The organism is Streptomyces dangxiongensis, assembly GCF_003675325.1.
GTDB classification, from domain to species: domain Bacteria; phylum Actinomycetota; class Actinomycetes; order Streptomycetales; family Streptomycetaceae; genus Streptomyces; species Streptomyces dangxiongensis.
Genome location: NZ_CP033073.1, coordinates 1528579 through 1546671 on the forward strand (window position 1 = coordinate 1528579; position 18093 = coordinate 1546671).

The following is an 18093-nucleotide window of genomic DNA, read 5'->3' on the forward strand; positions in this document are numbered from 1 at the left end:
TGCGCTGTCACGTCCCCGACGCATCCTCACGCCCTCGGTGGTCCGCCGAACAGGTCCACCGCGTCCCGGACCTCGCCCAGCCCCCGGGCCAGGGCGCTGACCGAGCCGATCGCCGCGGCGACCAGTAACAGGGAGCTGCGCAGGCGCGGGATCTCGGGCGAGCCGCCGCAGGCCATCGCCCCCAGCGCCGCGAGTTCGTCCTCGGCTATCGCCCGGTCGGGGAACTCCGCCGGATGCGCGGCGAGTTCGCGGCGCAGCCGGGACACCGCGGTCCGCAGTCCCACCACCCTGGGATCCTCGTCGCTGCCGGTCACCGGCCTCTGCCCCAAGCTCCGCAACACAGCCCTCCCCCTGCCACGCCGTCGTGCGCGGGTCAGTAAACGCCACCCCGTACGGGAGCGCCACCACGCGGACCGAAATTCAGCCCTACGGAATGTGCGCCGCAAAAACCGGCCGGTTCCGTCGCCGTCGGGTATGCAGGACCCATGACGGACAACCACGATCCGCGCACGGACGTCGCGGGGCTGCTGCTCGCCGCCGGCGGGGGCAGACGGCTCGGCGGACGGCCCAAGGCACTGCTGACGCACCGGGGGCGGCCCCTGGTCGAGTACGCGGCCGGGGTGCTGCGTGCGGCGGGATGCGGGCGGATCCATGTCGTGCTCGGTGCCCGCGCCGACGAGGTGAGACGGTGCGCCGGGCTGGACGGCTGCGTGCTCGTGGACAACCCGGACTGGGCCGAGGGCATGGGGTCGTCGCTGCGCGCGGGCCTGGCCTCGCTCGCCGGTACGGGGGTGCGCGCGGCGCTGGTGAGCCTGGTGGACCAGCCCGGCATCGGGTCCGCCGCGGTGGCCCGGGTGCTCGGTGCCTACGAGGACGGGACCTCGCTGGCCGCGGCCTCCTACGAGGGGGTGCGCGGGCATCCCGTGCTGTTCGGCGCGGCCCACTGGGCGGGCATCGCGCGGACGGCCACCGGCGACCGTGGCGCGCGGGCCTATCTGACGGCGCACGAGGACCGGATACGGCTCGTGGAGTGCGCGGACGTGGCAGAGCCGTACGACATCGACACCGAGGCCGACCTGAGCCACCTGGAGTGAACGGGGTGGCACCGAGCGCCACCTTGCCTCGACCCGGAGAATCTCGACATCAACAAACCATTGAAGTTCCACGATGAGGAAACTAGTATCCACTGACCAGAAGCGTCCGACCGCACAGTGGGCGCTCACTGTCCTGTTCGTGCCCCTTGGCACGAGGTGCCACCGCTGAAGGAAGTGACAGCTCATGTCCGCACCAGCGCCGTCCCCGCTGGCCATCGTCGACGCCGAGCCCCTGCCCCGGCAGGAAGAGATCCTCACGGACGCCGCGCTCGCCTTCGTGGCGGAGCTGCACCGGCGGTTCACCCCGCGCCGTGACGAACTCCTGGCCCGCCGGGCCGAGCGCCGCGCCGAGATCGCCCGCACCTGCACGCTCGACTTCCTGCCCGAGACGGCCGCGATCCGCGCGGACGACTCCTGGAAGGTCGCCCCGGCCCCGGCCGCGCTGAACGACCGGCGCGTCGAGATCACCGGGCCCACCGACCGCAAGATGACCGTCAACGCGCTCAACTCGGGCGCGAAGGTCTGGCTCGCCGACTTCGAGGACGCCTCCGCGCCGACCTGGGAGAACGTGGTCCTCGGCCAGCTCAACCTGAGCGACGCCTACACCCGGAACATCGACTTCACCGACGAGCGCACCGGCAAGTCCTACGCCCTGCGCCCGGCCGGAGAACTGGCGACCGTCGTGATGCGCCCGCGTGGCTGGCACCTCGACGAACGGCACCTCGTCGACGCCGACGGCCGCCAGGTGCCGGGCGCCCTCGTCGACTTCGGGCTGTACTTCTTCCACAACGCGCAGCGCCTGCTCGACCTCGGCAAGGGCCCGTACTTCTACCTGCCGAAGACGGAGTCGCACCTGGAGGCCCGCCTCTGGAACGACGTGTTCGTCTTCGCGCAGGACCATGTCGGCATCCCGCAGGGCACCGTCCGCGCCACCGTGCTGATCGAGACGATCACGGCCGCGTACGAGATGGAGGAGATCCTCTACGAACTGCGCGACCACGCCTCGGGGCTGAACGCCGGCCGCTGGGACTACCTGTTCTCCATCGTGAAGAACTTCCGTGACGGCGGATCGAGGTTCGTCCTCCCGGACCGCAACGCGGTCACGATGACCGCCCCGTTCATGCGGGCCTACACCGAACTCCTGGTCCGCACCTGCCACAAGCGCGGCGCGCACGCCATCGGCGGCATGGCGGCCTTCATCCCGTCCCGCAGGGACGCCGAGGTCAACAGGGTCGCCTTCGAGAAGGTCCGCGCCGACAAGGACCGTGAGGCGAACGACGGTTTCGACGGTTCCTGGGTCGCCCACCCCGACCTGGTGCCGATCGCCATGGAGTCCTTCGACAAGGTCCTCGGCGACAGGCCGAACCAGAAGGACCGGCTGCGCGAGGACGTGCGCGTCGAGGCCGCCGACCTCATCGCCGTCGACTCGCTCGACGCCAGGCCGACGTACGCGGGCCTGGTCAACGCCGTCCAGGTCGGCATCCGGTACATCGAGGCCTGGCTGCGCGGTCTCGGCGCGGTCGCCATCTTCAACCTCATGGAGGACGCGGCCACCGCCGAGATCTCCCGCTCCCAGATCTGGCAGTGGATCAACGCGGGCGTCGAGTTCGAGAACGGCGAGAAGGCCACGCCCGAGCTGGCCCGCAAGGTGGCCGCCGAGGAACTCGACGCGATCCGCGAGGAGTCGGGTGCGGAGGCGTTCGCGGCCGGGCACTGGCAGGAGGCGCACGACCTGCTGCTCCAGGTGGCTCTGGACGAGGACTACGCCGATTTCCTCACCCTGCCGGCGTACGAGCGGCTGCGGTAGCCGACCCCGGCCTCCGGCTCACCGGGGGCGCACCGCCCCGTCCTCCTCCGTCCCCGGCCCGCCGTGCAGGTCGGGGACCCACTTCAGCCAGTCCGGACGGCCCGCCTGCGTCCTCGCGGCGCGGGCGGCCTGTTCGGCGGCGAGTTCCTCGCGGGTCGGGAAGTCGGTGGGCAGCCACTCGGCGGAGAGCCGGACGCGGGCCAGGAGATAAGCGACGTACGCGTCGCGGACGTCGTCGGGGGTGGCGAACCCGGCGTCCTCGGCCAGCCACGCGTCCGGCACCTCGGCGACGATCCCGCGCAGCAGCTCCTCGGTGACGCGGGGCGCCAGTTCCGCGTCGGCGGCGCGCACGTCGGGGCCGTACTGGCCGAGGGCGTGGTGCCGGAAGTCGTACGCCCGGCCCGGGGCCGTGGTGTCCCAGCGGTGGTGGAAGACGAGGGCGGCGCCGTGGTCGATGAGCCACAGCCGCGGTGGCGCGGTGCCGAACGTCGGCCAGACCATCAGGTTGGAGCTGTGCACCGTACGGTCGACATTGACGGTCAGCGCGTCCAGCCACACGATCCGGCCGGCCTCCAGCGGATCCACGGGGAAGACCCGCGCGATCTCCGGCGTGAGGTCCCGGGCGCCCGGCAGGTAGTCCATGCCGAGGTTGACGCCCGCACTGGCACTGTGCAGCTCGCGCACCTCCTGGTGCGGCTCGGCGGCGGCGATGGCGGGGTCGAAGCGGACGAGGACCAGCTCAGGGAAGCGCAGGCCGAGCGCGCGGGCGAGTTCCCCGACGATGACCTCGGCGACGAGCGCCTTGTGCCCCTGCGCCGCGCCGGTGAACTTCACGACGTACGTGCCGAGATCGTCGGCCTCGACGACTCCGGGGACGGAGCCGCCGCTGCGCAGGGGCTGGACATAGCGGTTGGCGGTGACCTCTCTCAGCATCTTCCGAGGCCCCATTGCTCAATTGCCTTATGTTCCACGGCCAGCTCCCACACGACGCGGCCACTGCTTTCCGCCTCCGGCATGAAGTGAGCATAGTAACCAAGCGTGAAAGCCGGAGAGGAAGACCCGAGCCGTCGCGCCGGCGCCCCCCACGGACTCCCCCACCTCCGGCATGATCGAGGCGCGGACGTGCTCCGGATCATGGTCGCCGTCGACGTGGTGCGCGTCGCGGTGACCGAACCACGCGTGAGTCACCAAAACAGGAGCGGCCCTCAGGCCTGTTTGACAGACTGCGACGATGAGCAGAGGCCTGCTGGCGAACAAGGTGATCCTCGTTACCGGTGCGAGCAGCGGCATCGGCGCCGCGGCAGCGAAGGTGTTCAGCCGGGAGGGTGCGGTGGTGGTGCTCACTGCTCGCCGGGAGGACCGGCTGGTCGCGCTCGGCGACGAACTGCGTGACGCGGGGGCCGAGGCGTCCTGTGTGGTGGGCGACATGTCGGTCGCTGCCGACGCGGGCCGCGCGGTGGACCTCGCCGTCGCCGAGTACGGTCGCCTGGACGGGGCGTTCAACAACGCCGGGATCGGCGGGGACCGCACTCCGCTGCATCTGATGGCGGACGACGTGTACGACACGATCATGGACGTCAACGTGCGGGGCATATGGAACTGCCTGCGCCATGAGATCGCCGCGATGCTGCCACGCGGGGGCGGCGCGATCGTCAACAACAGCAGCGTGGCCGGCCTGGTGGCCATCCCCGCCGCGGCACCGTACGTCGCCTCCAAGCACGCCGTCATCGGGCTGACCAGGGCGGCTGCGGACGAGTACGCGAAGCAGGGCATCAGGGTGAACGCGGTCGCCCCGGGCACCACGCGCAGTGAGATCACGGTCGACTGGTTCGCGCGCAACCCCGGCATGGAGCAGCTCACCAACTCCCTGACCCCGCAGGGGCGTGCCGCGGAACCGCAGGAGATCGCGGAGGCCGCGGCCTGGCTGCTCAGCGACCGTTGCCCGTTCCTGACCGGCACGGTGCTGCCGGTGGACGGCGGGTTCGTCAATCACTGACGGCAGTCACCGAGGACGGTCACTGACGGCAGTCACCGAGGGCGGCCGCAGGAGGCGGAGTCGGCCGCCTGCGGCGCGCCATGACTCATGCCGGCGTCCGCAGGCCCCTCAGCCGCGCCTGGAAGGCGACCTCTCCGCCCTGGCGTCCGGTGACGGCGACGGCGAACCGGTTGGGCACCAGGGGCGGAAGCTGCCGGGCGTCGATCCAGCAGGGCTCGTCGAACTCCACGTACCGCTCGTAGCCGATGGCGATGTCGGTGAGTTCGAGGGGCGTCGGGCCCGCGGCGGCGCGGGCGGCCTGGTGCGCGGCTTCCAGGAGGACGAGACCGGGGACGTGGTCGACGGGGTGGTCGAAGAGCAGGGTGTTGGAGACGTCGTTGCGCAGCCGCCACTGATGGTCGGCTGATCCGGCCGCCAGGAGAACGTCGTTGTCGTCGGCCCTGCCGGCCAGGTGGCGGCCGATGGGCTCCGGCAGGGGCCACTCGCCCCAGTCGACGGTGAGGTGCCGGCCGCGCATCCGGCGATAGGCCGCGGGGGACACCCAGCCGAACTCGGTGTCCGCCAGGCACACGGTGGCGCGGTCCCGCCGGATGCGGAACTCCATGCCCAGGCTCGCGGAACGCCTGGCGGACCGGGTGACCGTGATGTCGACCTCGAACTCCGAGGCGTCGAAGGCCTGGAAGTCGGGTTCGGTCGTGATGTTGAGGTTGCTCAACAGCGTCTGATGCCCGGTCGGCACACCGTACGCGGCGTGCGCGACGAGGAGTCCGCTCTGCCGGACGGTCTGCGCCAGGAGCCGGGGATCGTACCGGCCGGGGCCGCTGTGCCCGGGCCAGCGGGCGATCACCGTGAAGGCGTCCGGTCTCTCCTGACGCCAGCCTCTGACGAGGATCGCCGATCTGTGTCTGAGATGCGTGTATTCCCCCACTTTTGCTGTGGGTTCGGTGTCATGGAACGCGGGCTGCGTGGATGTGACGACGCTGAACACGGATTCCCCCCACGTTGCGACGCCTCCTCGGATGCGGAGTCTGTTCGAGGGCGCCGCGCTGATAAAGTAACGGCTAGTCGGTTACTCATAGGTGGTCATTTAGTGAGCGCTGAGGACCAGACCCAGGGACTACTGGAAGGTGCAGGTTGGTGAGGCAAGACAGGGCGATTCGCACTCGCAAGCTCATCCTGGAAAACATGGCGATCTTGTTCAACGAGGTTGGGTACGACGCCGCGACGATCGCCGCACTGGTCGAACGGACAGGACTGACCCGGGGAGCCCTGTATTTCCACTTCGCCTCCAAGGAGGACATGGCGCGTGCCGTGCTGGACGAGGCGGTGACCCGCGAGGGGCTCAGCCCACAGGCGTTCAAGCTGCAGGAGTGGGTGGACCTGGGATTGCTGCTGGCCCACCGGCTGCCCAGGGAGCCGATACTGCGCGCCGCCGTCCGGCTGGCCGTCGACCCCAAGGCGCGCAGGCTGTTCGGCACGCGGTGGCCGGACTGGGTCGCGGTCGGGGACGAATTGCTCAGCGAGGCCAAGGTGAACGGCGAACTGCTCGCGCACGCCGACCCCGCCGCCGTCTCGCGAGCGGTCGTCGGCGCGTGGACCGGGGTCCAGCTGGTGACGGAGGTCCTGGAGGAGAAGCTGGACCTGTCCCAGGAGATCGCGGGCCTGTATCAGCTACTGCTCCCCAGCATCGTCACCCCGGTGGTGCTGGCGAAGCTCGACCTGTCGCCCTACCGGGCGGAGCGACTCCTGCTGCGGGAGAACGGCGGAGAGCAGGCTCCCGACCACGAGTGAGAGATGGCCCCAGGCGAGGGCTCGTGCCGGCGGCTCCGGGTGCAGACCCGGAGCTGTTGCGCATTCAAAGCTCGCTCGATTTGCATTCGTGTACCCCCGAACTATGGCGCGACGAAAGCATCGCACGCCATGCTCCACCCGACTGTGGCATGAACGCTACGTGATCGTCCCAGTCGCCCGGACCCCCCGGCGGGTGTTGACGAGTGAGCATATTCGCTCAGCGTTCTGTTTTCCAGTGACCGATATGACGTAAATATCGGATCTGATGCTCACGAGGGCCCAGTGTGTTGCATTTTTTCGTGCCTTCTGTCCCATTCGACCCTATTTATGCCCAGCGGTCGACTGTACAAATAACAGGACGTGTGTTCTTTTGTTGTTGGGAAGACTGGCGTGCGGAAGGGGGAGCGATGGCAGTGCACGCAGCGCAACTGGACACGACCCGCGTCCTGGTGGTCGGCGATGACGCCGGCACGGCCGAGGCGAGGGTGCGAGAGCTGCGTCGGCAGGGGTACTTCGCGAGGAGCGTCGACACCGGGGCCGAAGCGCTGAGCGCCCATCAGCAGTCGGATCTGGTCCTGCTCGACCTCGATCTTCCCGACATCGACGGTCTCGAGGTCTGCCGGTCGATACGGGAGGCCGGCGACAAGCCCATCATCTCCGTGACGGCCCGCAACACCGAACTGGACCGGGTCCTCGCCCTCCAGGCCGGGGCGGACGACTGCGTGGTGACCTCGTGCGGCACGCGCGAGATGCTGGCGCGCATCGAAGCCGTGCTGCGCCGGGCTCGCCCCCGGCCGGACGAGCCCGGGACCCTCTGCCTCGGCCCGCTGCGCATCGACAGCGGAACGCGTGAGATCCGTCTGCACGGCCGGCCGGTGAACCTCACCGCCAAGGAATTCGAGTTGCTGCACACACTGGCCGCGACCCCCGGAAGCGTCATTTCACGCAAAGAATTGATGGCGCGGGTCTGGGAGACCACGTGGGCGGATTCCAGTCGCACCATCGACACACACGTACGCAGCCTGCGGGCGAAGCTCGGTGCCAATTCCTGGATCATCACGGTCCGCGGTGTCGGTTACCGCATGGGACACGGCTGAGAAATAGCGCGGAACACCGCTGCGGGCCCGCACCCGGAGGAAATGCGGACCCGCAGCGGCACATCAATTCGCCCGGCAGCCGGTCATGACACCGCCCCTGCCGTGTACGGTCCGTCGAGCCCGGCGGGGTCCTGGCCGAGGCCGGCGGGTGTGACCCAGTCGAAGGCGCTGTAGACGGCCGGGCCCAGGCCGATGCCCTCGGCGACCTGCTCCCGCAGCCGGTTGGAGGTGAAGCCGCCGATGACGTTCATCTGGGCGTCACGGTAGAGGCGTTCCACCTCGTGGCCCTGGGTCACACCGGTCGCCCCGTGGATCTGCACGGCCCGTGCGGCGACCTCGACGCCCATCTCGGTGGCGTAGATCTTGAGCATGGCGATCAGATCCCGGGCCGAGCGGCCCGCGAAGCGTTCGCACATCGCCCGCCGGGCCAGCAGCCGGGCGGCGTCGATCTGGGCGCGCGACTCGGCGAGCTGGGCCTGCACGCCCTCCATGTGCGCGAGCGGCCGGCCGAACGAGACCCGTTCCCGGGCGTGCCGTACGGAGGCGGCCAGTGCGGACTCGGCGACGGCGATGGCGGCGAACGAGTTCTTCAGCCAGCCCCATGCCATGCCCTCGGCCAGCTCCCCGAACGGCACGGGCACCACATCGGCCTCGGCGATGCGGGCGTCGGTGAAGACGATCCCGCCCCACGGCATGCCCCGCAGCCCCATGTGGGGGATCTCGTACCGCTCGACGCCGGGTTGGTGCAGGTCCACGAAGGCGAGGCACCAGTCGGGGCCGTCGTCCCCGGCGATGCGCTCCCGACGGGCTAGCACGACGGCGACGTCGGCGATGGGCGCGTTGGTGATCCTGGACTTCTCGCCGTTGATGACGAAGCCGTCGCCGGCCGGCCCGGCGTGCCGCACCGTGGTGCGGTAGGTCCCCGCGTCGCTGCCCGCCGTACGCTCCACCACCGCGAAGGCGGCCAGTCGCTCCCCGGACAGCAGGGACCGCAGCAGCGGCTCGTGGCTGCGGAGGTCGCCGTAGGTGGAGATCAGCTTGGCGCACAGCAGCGCGGACACGGTCGCCGCCCAGTAGGTGCCGGGGCACGCCCGGGCCAGCGCCTCCATGGCGTCGGCCTGGGTGAGGCCGTCGGCGCCCGTGCCGCCGATCTCCGGCGGGTGGAACAGCCGCAGGTAACCGCTGTCGATCAGCTCCTTCCAGTTCTCGGCCGGTATACGGCCCGTCGCGTCCGTGTCGGCGGCCCGGGCGGCGATGCCCGGGAAAGCGGGCGCCGGCCGGATGCCGCGCGCGTCGCCGCTCATGTCGTAGGCGTTCGTCGTGGTGGTCATGTCGTCAGCGCTCCTTGTGTTCAGCACGGTCGGCCGAGATCCAGCAACGACGCCGCGATCACCGGCCGCAGCACCTCGGTGCCGCCTCCGGTGCCGGCGAAGAACAGCGCGTCACGGTGGGCGCGTCCGATCAGGTGGCCGCTGTCGAGGCCGAGCGGGCCGGACAGGCGCGCGGCCGCGTCGGTGACCGTGCGCACGGCGTCCGCCACGAACAGCCGGGCCGCGGCCGCGTCGCGGTGCGAGGGCCGGGCGCCGGAGTCGAACTGCTCGGCGGCCCGGTACAGCATTCCCTCGGCGAGTTCGCACCGCGCGGCCAGGTCCGCCAGGGTGAACCGGACGGACTGGTCGTGGTGGAGGGGCCGGCCGAAGAGCCGGCGTTCGCGGGCGCCTTCGACGGCGTCCCGGGTCAGGGCGCGGATGAGGCCGAGCCAGGGCGCGCTGGAGAAGACCCAGTCCAGCACCGCGAGAAGCGGTTCCGCTTCGCCCGCGGCACCGCCGACGGTGCCCAGCACCGCGGTGTCGGGGACCGCGCAGTCGTCCAGGACCAGCCGGCCCCAGGGGCAAGTGGCCATCGCGGCCGGGCCGGCCTCGCCCACCCGCAGTCCCGGGGTGGCCCGGTCCACGACGAACGCCGTCCGTCCGCCGTCGTCGTGGGCGGCGATGACCAGGAAGTGATGTGCCACGGGGGCGCCCGCGACCAGGTCCAGTTCGCCGGTGAGCACCCAGCCTCGTGAGCCCTCCGCGGCGGGCCGGGCGGTGACGGCCGGGGCGACGGACGCGCCCTGGGTCTGCTGGAGCGACAGGGCGCCTATCCACTCGCCGGACGCCATCCGGGGCAGGTACCGCTGCCGTTGCCGGGGGCTGCCGAAGGCGCGCAGCGGCACGGTGGCCAGCACCGCGTGCACGCCGACCGAGAGGGCGAGACCGGGGTCCCGGGCCCCCTCGCCGAGCCCCGCCAGAAGGGCGACCGTCTGGGTGGCGGACAGGCCGCCACCGCCCAGGTCGCGCGGTACCAGTGGGCCGATGAGGCCCGGGCCGTGCCCGGCCGCGGCCAGTTCGGCGAAGAGTCGTGGGTCCCAGCGGCGTTCACGGTCGCGGTCGGCGGCGGTCGGTTCCGCGACGCGGCGGGCGCGCTCCCGGGCCCAGTCGCCCGTGGGGGAATGCGGCATTTCCATTCGAACTCTCCATTCTCAGCTGCTGAAAACGGGCCCGATCACCATAGCCAGCGATCCAAATGGTTCCCCGGACGGATTCCAGATTTTTCGCCGAGCCTGCGGAGAATTCACAGACATGACCCCCACCGACTTTCCATCACATTCCTTGACACAGCTCTGACATGGAGTCCGTTGTTTCCTGACGTTGCGCCGTCCACGATGGTCGAGGCCCTGCAAGAAGGAGGAAAACGCAATGGCAGTAGAAGAGCACGGGGGAAGCCTTTCGAGGCTGCCTCGTCTGTCTGACGCAACCCTGCGGGACTCCGCGCACATGGCCGGCGTCGAGTTCGGCCCCAAGGATGCCGCGATCATCGCGAACCTGCTGGTGAAGACCGGCATCGAACTCGTCGAGGTCGGCATGGTGTCCGGTCCGGGCTCCAAGGACGCCGACCTCGTCCTCGCCACCCATGAGGCCGTCGGCCCCGAGCGCAGCATGACGCTCGTCGTGGTGCGCGACCGCCAGCAGGTCGCGAAGGCCCTCGACGAGGCCGAACGCCTGGGGGTACGGCACATCATGTACTCCATCCCCACCTCCGAGCAGCACGCGCAGCTCAAGCTCGGCTCGCCCAGTGCCAAGTTCCTGCACACGTTGGCCCGTTCGGCGATCTCGCAGGCCAAGGAGCGCGGCTTCCACGTCACCTTCAGCGGCGAGGACGGCGCCCGTACGCCCAAGGAGCGCCTCGTCCCCTATGTCACCGCCGGCTTCGAGGCGGGGGCCGACCGGTTCCGGCTCGCCGAGACCGTCGCGTGCCTCTCGCCCTGGCAGATGGAGGAGGTCATCGCCGGCCTCACCGCGATCGACGGCTCCGAGATCGAGATCCACTCGCACAACATGCTGGGCATGGCCGTCGCCAACTCCCTCGCCGCCGTCCGCGCGGGCGCGCAGTGGATCTCGGCGACCGTCGGCGGCATCGGTGAACGCGGCGGCAACGCCCCGCTCGCCGAGCTGCTCACCTCGCTGCGCGTCGTCCACGGCGACACCCGCTTCGACCTGAGCCACCTCACCGAACTGTCGCGCGTCGCCCTCGAGGGCGCCGGCCTCGGCGACGCCTTCCAGTCGGGGCCGACCACACCGCACGCCTTCGCCTACGAACTGCCGGGCCAGCTCACCCACCCGGAGGCGTACGAGACGCTCCCCGCCGAACTCGTCGGCAACGCCCGCGAGCTGCGGGTCCGCACGCGCCTCACCCCTGCCCTCGTCAAGTGGGCACTGACCGACTCGGGTGTCTCCGTCGACATCGACACCTTCACCCCTTGGCTCACCGAGCGCCAGGAGCGCGACGGAGGTCCGCTGCTCGACCGGGACACGATCCGCAAGGCCGCCGTCGACTTCCAGGCCGCCTGAACCCACCCCGTACCGGGGCGGACCAGCCCCGCCTCAGCCCGATCCGTACGAAGAATCCGGAGTTGATCTATGTCCACCGCCACCCTCGCCGGCGAGTGCCCCGAGTGCGAGACCGACCTGACCGTGCCGCCGATGGTTCAGGGCGAGACCCTCTCCTGCCCCGAGTGCATGCTCACGCTGCGCGTGGAGGAGATCCAGGACGGCCGGCTGTCCCTCCAGATGGTCGAGGTACAGCTGCGCGACTGGGGCCAGTGACATGACCCTGAGAGTCGCCATCGTCGCGGACCGGGTCGGCTGGGAGGAACGCGAACTCATCCGGCGCGCACCGGACCTGGGCCTCCAGGTCGACTGGGTCAATGACGAGTCCCTGTGCCTCGGGGACGTCGAGGCCCCGTCGATCGACGGCTACGACGCCCTGCTGATCCGCAGCCGCAGCTACACCCGGGGCGGGCTGCTCGCCACCCTGGCCGAGGCGAGCGGCGTACGCGTCCTCAACTCCGCCGACGCCGTCCACGCCTGCGAGAACAAGCTGGTGCTGCGCGCCGTGCTGCGCTCCGCCGGCGTGCCGGTGCCGGACTTCCGGCTCGCCCTGTCCCGCAAGGACTTCACGCGGGCGCTCGACGAGCTGGGCCTGCCGGCGGTGCTCAAGCCGGTCTACGGCGGGATGGGCAAACGCGTCACCCTCGTCCGGGACGCCGACCTGGCGCAGTCCGTCTACGACTATGTCGAGGACCTCGGCCACGCCTTCGAGCAGGCCTGCCTGGTCGAGCCGTATCTGGGTGGCGGCTCGGTCCGGTGCCTGGTCGTCGGCCGGGAGATCGTCGCCGCGGCCGAGTTCGAGAGCGCCGGGGCCGACTGGCGCAGCAACGCGGCGCTCGGCAACCAGAGCCGCGCCCTCGCCCATGACCCCGAGGTCCAGAAGCTCGTCGACGGTGTCGTGGACCGGCTCGGCGAGGGGATCTACGGAGTCGATCTCTTCAAGACGCCATCGGGCCACCTCGTCAACGAGGTCAACCACGCCCCCGCCTGGCGGGGGGTGGCGTCGACCACGGGAGTGGACATCCCGTCGGCCATCGCCCGTCACCTGCAGGAGATACTCGCATGATCCGCGTGGGAATCGTCGGCGCCTCCGGGCTCGCCGGCGGTGAACTGATCAGGCTGGTGAGCCAGCACCCGGAACTCGAACTGACCTTCCTCGGCGGCAATTCCAGCGCCGGCCGACGCCCGGCCCAGCTACATCCCGGGCTCCGTCTCGACCTGGGTCTGACCGTCGAACGCGTCACGGTGGACGCCGTGGCCGAGCGGTGCGACGTGGTGTTCCTCGCCACGCCCGCTCCGGCCTCGGCCGAACTGGCCGCGCTCCTCGCCGACCGCGTCCCCTGCGTGATCGACTTGAGCGGCGCCTTCCGTATCCGCACCACCCGGCTGCACGAGCGCTGGTACCCCAAGGCCGCGCGGTCGGAGGAACTCGCCGACCGCTTCGTCTACGGCGTACCGGAACTCGTCGGCGACCAACTGGCCGACGCCCCGCTGATCTCCGTACCCGGCTGCTACGCCACGGCGATCACCCTCGGGCTCGCCCCGCTGACCCTCGGTCTCGGCCTGAACCTGAGGACCGTGGTCGTGGACGGCAAGAGCGGCTCCAGCGGCGGCGGTCTACAGCTACGCGTCCCCGACCTGCACCCGCTGCGCAACGGCGCCATCGCACCGTACGCCCCCACCGGGCACCGGCACGCCGCCGAGGTCAGCGACTTCCTGGAGCACAGCAAGCCGGGCACCGTCGGTTCGCTGACCATGTCGGCGTACGGGGTGTCACACGTACGCGGACTGCTCGCCAGCGCCTACGTCTTCACCGACGACGAGGTGGACGGCCGCGAGCTGCAACGGGCCTACCTGCGCTTCTACAAGGGGCAGCCGTTCGTGCGGGTGCGGCGGCACACCGAGACGCTGATCCCGGTACCCGACCCGCAGGCGGTCCTGGGCTCCAACTTCTGCGACGTGACGGTCCTGCACGACGACGAAGGCGGCCGGATCGTCGTCCTCGCCGCCCTCGACAACCTCGTCAAGGGCGCGGCGGGCCAGGCCCTCCAGGCCATGAACAAGCGATTCCGGCTGCCCGAGGAGACAGGCCTGACGATGCAGCCGGTGATGCCCGCATGAGCGCGACGGCCACCCGGCGGACCCCGACCGTGGTGAAACTCGGCGGTAGCTGCCTCGACGATCTCGCCGGCCCCTGGTGGGACGACCTGGCCCGGCACGCGCAGGAACGGCCGCTGGTCCTCGTACACGGCTGGTCCAAGCCGCTGAAGAGGCTCAGCGCCCGCTACCTCGAGCCGTCGGCGATCCTGCGCGACCGGTACGGCAACCAGAGCCGCTGGACGACGCCCGAGGTCATCGAGGACATCAAGACGGTCAGCGCCGAGCTGGGCGAGTCGGTCCTCGGACGGCTCGAACAGCGCGGGGTCACCGCGGAGCGGCTGCTCGGCAGCGACGGGCTCGTCAGCGCGGGCGAGGGCGAGCGCTGGTGGTGGCGGGACAAGCAGCTCGTCGAGCTGGAGAACCTCGTCGGCCCGATCACCGGCGTGGACCCCGCCGCGCTGAAGAACCTTCAGCCGGGCCACGCCTACCTCGTCACCCCGCTCGCCCGCAACGCGGCCGGGCAGGAGGTGAACACCGACGCCGACCGGGCCGCCGCCGCCCTCGCCGGCGCGACCGGCGCCACCGACCTGGTGCTCGTCACCGACGTGGCACACCTGCTGATCGACGGGGAACCGGTGCGCCGGATCACCGCGCGGGCCGCCGCCGAGTTCCGTGACAGGGGCGCGACCGGAGGCATGCGCAAGAAGCTCCGGGCCGCCGGCGAGGCTCTGGAGCAGGGCGTGGAGCGCGTCGTCATCGGCAGCGCCCCGGTCACCGACCTGCTGGCCGCCCGCACCGGCACCGTCATCACCCGAACGTGAGGAGCACGCGCGTGGCGAAGTCCCGTGTACTCGTGGTCAACAACGGAACCCTGTCGCTGAAGCAGCTCCGCAAGCGTTTCGAGGAGCTCGGCTCGGACACCGACGCGGTCGACGCAGCATCCGTGCCGACCCGGCTGGACGGCCGCTACCAGGCGATCGTCCTGAGCGGCACCAAGGTGCGGGCCTACGACCGCGACCACTACGAACCGCTGGTCGACCTGGTGATGACCGCCGGCGTCCCGGTCTTCGGGATCTGCGGCGGCATGCAGATCCTCGCGGTCGCGGCGGGCGGCCGACTCGCCGAGGGACCCCAGCGGGTCGGTGGCTACGAAGTGCAGGTCGACAAGGAGGAACCGCTCTTCACCCATGTGAAGCCGACGGTGACCGTCTTCCACCGGCACACCCTCTACCTCCGAGAAGCCCCCGCCGGTTTCCGCTCCATCGGCCGCTCCGAGCACGCGCCCGTGGAGTTCCTGCGCTCCGACGACGGCCGGATCCTCGGCTCGCAGGCGCACCTGGAGTTCCGCAGTGACGGCCTGGAGATCCTGCGGGGCTTCGCTCAGCTCTACCAGTGATGCCGCGGGCAGCCCTGCCCCCGTCCCTTCTTCCACATAGGCAAGGACCTGACTTGACCATGAGTGATCTGGAAAATTCACAGCAGCCGGCGTTCACGGTCCACCTGAACGGCAGCGGCGGTGCACTCAAGGGCTGGGTCGTCGTCGACTCCCTCTACGACGGCCTGGCCATGGGCGGCGTACGGATGACCACCGGGGTCACCGAGGAGGAGGTCGCCGGTCTCGCCCGCGACATGACGCACAAGTTCATCCTCGCCGGCCTGCCCATCGGCGGGGCGAAGGGCGGCATAGTCTCCGACGGCACCCACCGCGAGGAGACGTTCCGCACCTTCGGCCGTACCGTCAAGCCGCTGCTGCACGGCGGGATCCACCTCGGCATCGACATGGGTGTCACCCCGGCCGACCGGGCCGTGTTCTTCGCCGAGGCCGGCTACGACCCCCGCTACCGGCTGGGCGCGCCGGACATGCCCATCGACTGGCGCACGTACTACGAGCCCCTGATCGACTGCACGGGCCACGGTGTCGGCGTGGCGGCGGTCACCGCCCTGGAGGCGAGCGGCCGTACCGGGCCCGCCCGGGTCGTCGTCCAGGGCTTCGGCGCGGTGGGCCGGGCCGTCGCCCGGTTCCTGGAGGACCGCGGTCATGTGATCGTCGGCGTGGCCGACGTGCACGGCACCATCAGTGCGGACCGGCTGCCGGTGGCCGACCTGGTCGCCGTCACCGACGAGTTCGGGCTGATCGACCGCTCCCGGCTGCCGCAGCACGTCACCGTCTCCACCGAGCCGGACGCCTGGCTCGACGTCGACGCCGACCTGCTGGTCCTCGCCGCGCAGAAGCACGCCCTGAACGCCGACAACGCACACCGGCTGCGGGCCGGCCTGGTGGTCGAGGGCGCGAACCTCGCCTCCGGCGCCGAGGCGCGCGAGAAGGCGCGGGCCTCCGGCGCCACGCTGGTCCCGGGCGTGATCGCCAACATCGGCGGAGCCGGCTCGGCCGCCCTGGCCGTCACCCGGGTCGTCCCCTTCGACCTGGCGGCGGACGCCCGCAAGGCCTGGGTCTTCGACTGGATCGGCGACCGGGTCCGCCGCAACACCCGGGACCTGCTGGAGATCGCTGCCGCGAACCCCGGTGACCCGCTGCCCGAACTGCTGGAGAGCCGTCGTAAGGAGCGGGGATGACCTCGACGACCACCGCCATCCTGGCCACCGCGTCGGCCGCGGACCGGATGGCCGAGTACCGGCGGCGCGGCTGGTGGCGGGACGAGACCTTCCTCGACGACCTGCGCCGCCAGGCCCGGGAACGGCCGCGCAAGCTGGCCATCGCCGGACGCCGTCTCGACGAGGCCCGCACCGACACCCTCGACTACGCCGAACTGGCGCGGCTGAGCGACCGGTTCGCCGTGGCGTTGCTCGAACTGGACGTGCGGCGCGGCGACGTGGTCGCGGTCCAGCTCCCCAACCGGTGGGAGATGGTGCCGCTGATGTTCGCCTGCATGGCGGTCGGTGCCGTCATCTGCCCCATCGCCCCGGTCTGCCGGGAGGAGGAGCTGCGCCACCGGCTGGCGCTCACCGAGGCGAAGGTGTGCGTCACGGTGCCGGAGTGGGAGGGCTATCCGCTCGCCGAGACCGTCACCGCGCTCAAGGGCGAACTCCCCCTCGATCACGTCGTGGTGGTCGACGGCCACGCCCCCGAGGGGGCCCTCGACTTCCACGACCACTTCCTCGCCACCCCCTGGGAGAAGCAGCGCACGGCCGATCTGGAGGGTCGTCAACTGCGACCCGACGAGCCGTTCGTGGTGCTGTTCACGTCCGGCACCACCGGCTTCTCCAAGGGAGTGGTGCACAGCCAGAACACGGTCCACTCGGGTGTGCGCGGCTACGTGGACACCTTCCTGCTCCGCGACGACCTGGTGGCCGTCGTCACCACCCCGCTGGTGCACTACTCAGGCTTCGGTCAGGGCGTCCTCGCCGGGGTGATGCTCGGCGGGACGATCGCCTTCCAGAACGGCCCGGACCATGCCGGCCTGCTGGACCTGGTCGAGCGGTACGGTGCCACGCTGCTGTACGGCCCGCCGCCCACGCTCTCCGGCGTCGCCACGGCCCAGCGGATCGATCCGCACGACGTGTCCAGTCTGCGCCACACGGTCACCGGCGCGGCGCCGGTGCTCCAGCAACTGGTGGACGAGCTGCGCCAGACGCTGGGGGCCCGCACGTACTCGGTGTGGGGCATGTCGGAGTTCGGCCCCGTCACCATCAGCCGGCTCGACTACAACCAGGACTGGGCGGCGCACAGCCACGGGAGGCCGATCGACTCCATGGAGATCCGCATCGACCTGTGCCATGACCACAACACGCGGGCCCCGGTGGGCCGGCTCCGGGTACGTGGCGCGTCGCGGGCGCTCGGCTACTACAAGCAGCAGGACGTCTTCGACTCCGAGCTGACCGAGGACGGCTGGTTCGACACCGGAGACGTGGCGCGTGAGGACGGCCGGGGCGGCATCCGCATCCTGGGCCGCGCCAAGGACACCATCCTGCGTGACGGGATCGTCGTACCGATGGCCGAGCTGGAGGCGATCATCTCCCGGCACCCCAAGGTGGCCGAGGCCGCCCTCGTCGGCCCGCACGGCACGGTCGACGACCCGATCCTCGCGGTCGCCGTCCCGCGCGGCGGCGCCACCCTGACGCTGGAGGACATCCGCGCCTACCTGAGGGAGGCCGGCCAGGACCCGCGCTTCTACCCGGAGCGGCTGGAGATCGTCACGGCCCTGCCCAAGACGCTCACCGGAAAGGTCCGGAAGGTCGAACTGCGGGAGCGCTACGCCGGGGCGTGACCGCCCGGCCTCCCGCACCGCCGGCGGACGCCCCCTCCCGGTTCTCCGCGCAC

Annotated in this window: 18 protein-coding genes; 13 read left to right on the forward strand and 5 right to left on the reverse strand. The window is 70.9% G+C overall.

Features of this window, described 5'->3' with window-relative positions; genetic code table 11:
* Window positions 1-26: 26 nt before the first annotated feature.
* Window positions 27-341 carry a DUF5955 family protein gene (locus D9753_RS06765; protein WP_121786175.1) on the reverse strand — a complete coding sequence of 105 codons (315 nt, stop codon included), beginning with the start codon at window positions 339-341 and terminating at the stop codon, window positions 27-29.
* A gap of 144 nt (window positions 342-485) precedes the next feature.
* On the opposite strand from D9753_RS06765, the gene D9753_RS06770 reads away from it, so the two are divergent.
* Both D9753_RS06770 and aceB read left to right on the forward strand, forming a co-directional pair.
* A complete protein-coding gene (locus D9753_RS06770; protein ID WP_121786176.1) occupies window positions 486-1094 on the forward strand; it encodes a nucleotidyltransferase family protein in 609 nt (202 codons plus the stop codon).
* A 184-nt stretch (window positions 1095-1278) separates the two neighbouring features.
* Complete coding sequence (gene aceB, locus D9753_RS06775) at window positions 1279-2901, forward strand: malate synthase A (RefSeq protein ID WP_121786177.1); 1623 nt, start codon at window positions 1279-1281, stop codon at window positions 2899-2901.
* An 18-nt stretch (window positions 2902-2919) separates the two neighbouring features.
* On the opposite strand, the gene D9753_RS06780 is transcribed toward aceB, so the two are convergent.
* Window positions 2920-3834 carry a HipA family kinase gene (locus D9753_RS06780; protein ID WP_121786178.1) on the reverse strand — a complete coding sequence of 305 codons (915 nt, stop codon included), beginning with the start codon at window positions 3832-3834 and terminating at the stop codon, window positions 2920-2922.
* Between the two features lie 298 nt (window positions 3835-4132).
* Between D9753_RS06780 and D9753_RS06790 the strand changes: the two genes are divergently transcribed.
* A complete protein-coding gene (locus D9753_RS06790) occupies window positions 4133-4897 on the forward strand; it encodes an SDR family NAD(P)-dependent oxidoreductase (RefSeq protein ID WP_121786179.1) in 765 nt (254 codons plus the stop codon).
* Window positions 4898-4982: 85 nt separating this feature from the next.
* On the opposite strand, the gene D9753_RS06795 is transcribed toward D9753_RS06790, so the two are convergent.
* The gene (locus D9753_RS06795) at window positions 4983-5885 is read right to left on the reverse strand and encodes a ScbA/BarX family gamma-butyrolactone biosynthesis protein (RefSeq protein WP_338057966.1); all 903 of its coding nucleotides are present in this window, start codon (window positions 5883-5885) and stop codon (window positions 4983-4985) included.
* Window positions 5886-6034: 149 nt separating this feature from the next.
* Between D9753_RS06795 and D9753_RS06800 the strand changes: the two genes are divergently transcribed.
* Window positions 6035-6688 carry a ScbR family autoregulator-binding transcription factor gene (locus tag D9753_RS06800; protein WP_276209421.1) on the forward strand — a complete coding sequence of 218 codons (654 nt, stop codon included), beginning with the start codon at window positions 6035-6037 and terminating at the stop codon, window positions 6686-6688.
* A 407-nt stretch (window positions 6689-7095) separates the two neighbouring features.
* Window positions 7096-7785: a response regulator transcription factor gene (locus tag D9753_RS06805; protein WP_121786182.1), complete on the forward strand. Its 690-nt coding sequence runs from the start codon at window positions 7096-7098 to the stop codon at window positions 7783-7785.
* A gap of 83 nt (window positions 7786-7868) precedes the next feature.
* Here D9753_RS06805 and D9753_RS06810 read toward each other — a convergent pair whose 3' ends face one another.
* Window positions 7869-9116: an acyl-CoA dehydrogenase family protein gene (locus D9753_RS06810; RefSeq protein WP_121786183.1), complete on the reverse strand. Its 1248-nt coding sequence runs from the start codon at window positions 9114-9116 to the stop codon at window positions 7869-7871.
* A gap of 20 nt (window positions 9117-9136) precedes the next feature.
* Complete coding sequence (locus D9753_RS06815) at window positions 9137-10291, reverse strand: acyl-CoA dehydrogenase family protein (RefSeq protein WP_121786184.1); 1155 nt, start codon at window positions 10289-10291, stop codon at window positions 9137-9139.
* 232 nt (window positions 10292-10523) lie between these two features.
* On the opposite strand from D9753_RS06815, the gene D9753_RS06820 reads away from it, so the two are divergent.
* From D9753_RS06820 to D9753_RS06855, 8 genes are all read left to right on the forward strand, one after another.
* Window positions 10524-11675 (forward strand): isopropylmalate synthase, encoded by a 1152-nt coding sequence (locus D9753_RS06820; protein ID WP_121786185.1) that lies wholly within the window; start codon window positions 10524-10526, stop codon window positions 11673-11675.
* A gap of 69 nt (window positions 11676-11744) precedes the next feature.
* On the forward strand, window positions 11745-11930 hold the full coding sequence (locus D9753_RS06825) for a lysine biosynthesis protein LysW (protein WP_121786186.1): 186 nt from the start codon (window positions 11745-11747) through the stop codon (window positions 11928-11930).
* A gap of 1 nt (window position 11931) precedes the next feature.
* The gene (locus tag D9753_RS06830; protein ID WP_121786187.1) at window positions 11932-12780 is read left to right on the forward strand and encodes an ATP-grasp domain-containing protein; all 849 of its coding nucleotides are present in this window, start codon (window positions 11932-11934) and stop codon (window positions 12778-12780) included.
* Window positions 12777-13835, forward strand: coding sequence for an N-acetyl-gamma-glutamyl-phosphate reductase (gene argC, locus D9753_RS06835; RefSeq protein ID WP_121786188.1), 1059 nt, complete (start codon window positions 12777-12779; stop codon window positions 13833-13835). The genes D9753_RS06830 and argC overlap by 4 nt, the downstream gene beginning before the upstream one ends.
* Window positions 13832-14635 carry an amino acid kinase family protein gene (locus tag D9753_RS06840; RefSeq protein WP_121786189.1) on the forward strand — a complete coding sequence of 268 codons (804 nt, stop codon included), beginning with the start codon at window positions 13832-13834 and terminating at the stop codon, window positions 14633-14635. Before argC ends, D9753_RS06840 begins: the two co-directional genes overlap by 4 nt.
* 11 nt (window positions 14636-14646) lie before the next feature.
* Window positions 14647-15210: a type 1 glutamine amidotransferase gene (locus D9753_RS06845; protein WP_121786190.1), complete on the forward strand. Its 564-nt coding sequence runs from the start codon at window positions 14647-14649 to the stop codon at window positions 15208-15210.
* 59 nt (window positions 15211-15269) lie between these two features.
* Window positions 15270-16388, forward strand: a complete 1119-nt coding sequence (locus tag D9753_RS06850) for a Glu/Leu/Phe/Val dehydrogenase dimerization domain-containing protein (protein ID WP_121786191.1) — start codon at window positions 15270-15272, stop codon at window positions 16386-16388.
* Window positions 16385-18040, forward strand: coding sequence for an AMP-binding protein (locus D9753_RS06855; protein ID WP_121786192.1), 1656 nt, complete (start codon window positions 16385-16387; stop codon window positions 18038-18040). Before D9753_RS06850 ends, D9753_RS06855 begins: the two co-directional genes overlap by 4 nt.
* Window positions 18041-18093 lie beyond the last annotated feature (53 nt).